Here is a 4,802-nt window from a genome sequence, read left to right as displayed (position 1 = left end):
ATTTATACTTTTAAACGCGATCGCAGTTTAGAAGTGGTATTTTACCAGTGCCATAACAGCATGTTCGTCCACACCATCGACGCCAAATTTATTTTTCCAATAGCTGTATTCACCACCGACTTCTAAGCGATTATCAATACCAAGCGCTTCTTGCAAGTTGTACTTAACTTGCGGGTTAAAGTGAATGTTATTTTCAAGCGTATCACTGTTGAACGCAAAATCGACATAACCATCAATCAACACTTTATCACGTTCCCAAGCAGCGGTTAACGTAATTTTTTGGTCATCTGGCTTGACGTCATTAAATGAATGATACAAGGTCGCAGACGCATATTTCATGCCAGGAATCGGTAAGTTTAAATCAACCCCAACCCCCGCCCAATAGTTATCCTGACCAAAACCTGTACTGTTTGAGCTGAACTCATAGACACCAGCTAGATTGACTTGTTTGATAAGTCCGTCATTAAATGATGCCACTTTAAACTTAGGAGAAAATTTACCAAAAGTCTCTTTATAATCTTTACTTCCAATCACGTTTCCAGCTTGATCTTTAAGATCGTACTCTCCACCTTGATGACGATCAACGAAGAAGAATACACCGCCCCAATCATGGGTAGAGGCATGCTCTAAAGTCAGTGTAGTAAGGTTTTCACTATCTATGCCTTTAGGTAGCAGTTCAAAATTACCACCGTGCAGTAAAGTAACACTGGTATCTTTAAATAAGGTTTTAGCATGAGCACCAGTCATACCGCCTAAAGCCACAATAGCAATAGCTGCGGTCGCTAATGGTTTGATATAAAAAGATTTACAGCTAAGTACCTTAAGTGATTGGGTAGTCAATGGTAGGTTTGCAGATGAGTTATAACGCACAGTAGTATTCCTTTATATACAGTGGTTGATCCTAGCAGGCTTTGCTGTCATGGCATGTCAAACGAGTTTTAACTTCCTATCAAAACGCGCCTATGATACTAGGGGGAAATTACAGTCAGCTTTCGGTAAAAATAAAGAATTATTAAGATAAACATTATCAGTAAAAGCATTCTTAAAGGCCACAAAGTCTGTCGTTTATGATGATTTTCTGCAGCAATTATTAACACTTTGAAACAGTTAAGCATGTTTCATAAGCACTGACAACTGTAAACTGACTGAAAAAAAATGATCGTATGCTGCGCTAAGTCATTGATATGCGCTAAGTTTATGATTTCATTAAAATAACTGACTAAATGGTCAGGAATATTAATTTTGTAAAATAAAAATAAATATCAGAGTAATCGCTGTATTTGACATTCAGCAGAAATTATTGTCATTTATGACAAACTTAGAAAATAATAAGGAAGTAAGAAAATAATGATAAAGGGAGATAGCGATTGAACCGCCCCGACAATATCTGAGACTGTTTTATTGAAGTCAGGCAGCTAAAGCTGATGATTTAAGACTGTCATAATATATCGATTCAAACTCAAGTAGCGACACATAGCGAATCAGAAAAACTTTAGCATTACCTGCATGTGCCAAGTATTAAATGTTAAGCCATTGAGCTATTATGGCTGGTTAAATCGTGGCATCCGTAAGCAGATAATCCACTGCAATCAATGTTAGCTACTGTTTAGAGAGCTCATAGAAAAACGCTCAACGCTATGCCGTTGAGCGTTTGTATGCTCATTTTAAAGACCTTTATATTAGAAATATAAACTGGAACCAAATAGAATGACTAATCCAGCTTATCTTTTGCCTTGAATGGTTCTGAGAATTGCAGAATTAAGAAATTAACAACCGACAAGATAATCGCAATCTCATAGCGCCCATAAGCCACGGAGATGCCAATAGCAGCAGTATTCCATAAACTTGCTGCCGTCGCAGTACCTTTTACCGTATTGTCACCTTTAAAAATAGCACCACCACCGATGAAACCCATACCCGTAATAATCGCGTACATGATTCTCGCTTCAGGCTCTGATCCGTGATAGATATCTACAGCGACTAGCATAAAAGCGCACGAGGCAATACTCACTAAGGGAAAGGTTCTAAGTCCTGCACCCTTATCTTTTGTCTCACGATTGAGCGCAATCGGTAGCGAAAGTATGAAAGCAATGCCTAATTGAATAAAATGATATCCCAACAGTTTTAAGCTCAAATCAAATTCAAACATAACTTATCACGCTCTGTAAAAAGGGGTTAAATAAACACAAGCATTAGTAATTTTTAATGCGCAGAAGATGGTTTATTACCACGTACTTTACCAATCATGGTAATAATAGCCACGACGATGACACCGACGATCAAGCCTACTAAAGCATTTAAGAGCATGGTTGTTATGCTTTCAAATATTCCTGTCAGGTGCGCTAAGTCTTCAACTTCATGATGCAAAAAATCAATCCCATGCACCAAGATACCGCCGCCCACTAAAAACATCGCTAACGTCCCAGCAATCGATAAAAACTTCATCAATTTTGGTGCCGCTGACAATAAAAAGCCGCCTATTTTTTGCTTTGCATTGCTCGTCTGCTTCATTAGATGTAAACCTAAATCATCCATTTTGACGATACCCGCTACCAAACCATAAACGCCCACTGTGATGCCAACGGCAATAATGGACAGCACCAAGCTTTTCTCTAAGAGAGTCGCTCCAGCTGCTGAGCCTAGCGCAATCACAATAATCTCTGCCGACAGGATAAAATCTGTACGCACCGCACCTTTGATTTTGTCCTTTTCAAAAGCAACTAAGTCAATCGTCTCATCAGCATTGGCGCGTAGGCGGGCGATTTGATCTTCATCATGAGGTAAAATATGTGGCCAGAATTTATGAATTATTTTTTCAGCGCCCTCATAAGCCAAATATACACCTCCACACATCAATAAGAAGGTGACTAAAGGGGGATAAACGGCACTGATGAGCAGCGCTAATGGCACTAGAATAAGCTTGTTAACGAATGAGCCTTTAGCGACTGCCCAAACCACTGGCAGCTCACGGTCTGCTTTAACCCCTGAAACTTGCTCAGCATTAAGGGCTAAATCATCGCCCAATACACCCGCCGTTTTTTTGACGGCAACCTTGGTCATGATTGACACATCATCTAAGATCACACTGATATCATCAAGTAAGGTTAATAAACTGGCCCCTGCCATGTGCGCTCCTTAGCGTCTATTTGCGTTAATAGATTAATAGTTTTTTTAATAAAGATTTTAGTAAATTTTTAGTCTTATCTGACTTAAATATTAAAGATAAGTTTTAAGCATTTTGCTGGGCAATACAACTCTGCATCAACTCAATTTCCAGTTTCTGTTTTTTCAGCGTATATTAGCAGTGGCAATGTGCTAAGACATGTAAATTAAAGTGTTTTTAGTGGCTTTAGTGTTTTTTGGTATCACCGACAATCTTATCCATAAACGCAAATAATAAGCCGGACGATACAAATGTCATATGGATAATCACTTTCCACATCAATCTATCAGCATCGCCATCGCTCATCAGATAATAGAGCGTAAGGTTTAAGAGAAAACAGGCTATACCAAAATTTTGATATAACCTGCGTTAGACACCATCCGCTTTTAAACTAAAAACCATCGAATTAAATAACTTTCTTGGCTTCTAACTTACGATGCTTCAGTGATGCAAGCAATGCCCAGCCAATAAAGGCAATACCAATCAGACCAGTAATGATCTCTGGTACATGGAATTTCACCGACAATAACATGATAATCGCTAAGGCACCGATGGCATAATGCGCGCCGTGTTCAAGATAGATGAACTCATCCAGCGTGCCTTTGTCCACCAAGAAGATCGTCATCGAACGCACAAACATCGCACCGATAGCAAGACCTAGCATAATCACAATCACGTCATTAGTAATGGCAAATGCACCAATCACTCCGTCGAAACTGAACGACGCATCCAGCACTTCTAAGTATAAAAAGCCGATAATACCGCCTTTCATAATCGCGCTGGTCGCGGCGGCGCCTGAACCACTTTCTTCGTTTTCTAAATCTTCTTCAAGATCACCTTCAAGCATACCAGAGACCACTTGTACGCCGAGATATACCAAGATACCCCATACACCAGCGATTAGGACAGCAGCTGATTGATTAGGATTAGAAAATGATACCGCAATCATTAATACGATAAGCGCGACAAAAACACTCATGGCATCGACCTTGCCCAGTTTGGCCAAACGGCTCTCAAGCCAATCAAACCAATGGACTTCTTTTTCATCAAAGATAAAGTTTAAGAATACCAGTAGCAAGAAGATACCACCGAACGCTGAGATTTCAGCATGATGCGCTAAGAGTCTGGCGGAGTATTCTTTAGGATCGTTCAATGCCAAATCTATAACTTGCATCATACCAAGGTCGGCAGTCACGGCAACGATGACAATCGGGAACACCAAACGCATACCAAATACGGCGACTAAAATACCAACCGTTAAAAATATCTTTTTCCAAAATTCGTCCCAGCCCTTAAGAACTGAGGCGTTGACCACCGCATTATCGAATGATAATGAAATCTCCATGACGGCCAAGATAGCGGTAATGGATAAGGTGGTTATCATACCGCCCATACCACCATGTGAATATCCCCACCATGCCGCGACCGCTAGGGCAATGGCCGTGAAGATAAAGTCTAAATAAAAATGTCTCATGACATGTCCTGTCTGGTTGCGTAAAGCTAAGTGTATCTACTAAAGATATGTGGTATAAAAAAAGTGGCTATTGCTAGCCACTTTTCTATGTGTAATTTTTAATGGAATATAAAGTATTTTTGAGAAATCTTCTATATAAAATTGTGAACGTATTTGTCGTGATTA

At 39.7% G+C, this 4,802-nt stretch carries 4 protein-coding genes; all 4 read right to left on the bottom strand.

Annotated elements, in window-relative coordinates; translation table 11 throughout:
- Positions 1 to 27 precede the first annotated feature (27 nt).
- The 4 genes from CAN34_RS13600 to CAN34_RS13580 all read right to left on the bottom strand — a co-directional run bounded on the left by CAN34_RS13600 (position 28) and on the right by CAN34_RS13580 (position 4,637).
- On the bottom strand, positions 28 to 870 hold the full coding sequence (locus CAN34_RS13600; protein WP_254423197.1) for a DUF5020 domain-containing protein: 843 nt from the start codon (positions 868 to 870) through the stop codon (positions 28 to 30).
- Between the two features lie 841 nt (positions 871 to 1,711).
- The gene (locus tag CAN34_RS13595; protein WP_079691203.1) at positions 1,712 to 2,149 is read right to left on the bottom strand and encodes an MgtC/SapB family protein; all 438 of its coding nucleotides are present in this window, start codon (positions 2,147 to 2,149) and stop codon (positions 1,712 to 1,714) included.
- Positions 2,150 to 2,202: 53 nt separating this feature from the next.
- Positions 2,203 to 3,126 (bottom strand): DUF808 domain-containing protein, encoded by a 924-nt coding sequence (locus tag CAN34_RS13590; protein WP_089556093.1) that lies wholly within the window; start codon positions 3,124 to 3,126, stop codon positions 2,203 to 2,205.
- Between the two features lie 443 nt (positions 3,127 to 3,569).
- Complete coding sequence (locus tag CAN34_RS13580; RefSeq protein ID WP_089556092.1) at positions 3,570 to 4,637, bottom strand: DUF475 domain-containing protein; 1,068 nt, start codon at positions 4,635 to 4,637, stop codon at positions 3,570 to 3,572.
- Positions 4,638 to 4,802 lie beyond the last annotated feature (165 nt).

The organism is Psychrobacter sp. DAB_AL32B, assembly GCF_002224105.1.
GTDB lineage: Bacteria > Pseudomonadota > Gammaproteobacteria > Pseudomonadales > Moraxellaceae > Psychrobacter.
This window is presented reverse-complemented; position numbering and strand designations above follow the sequence as displayed.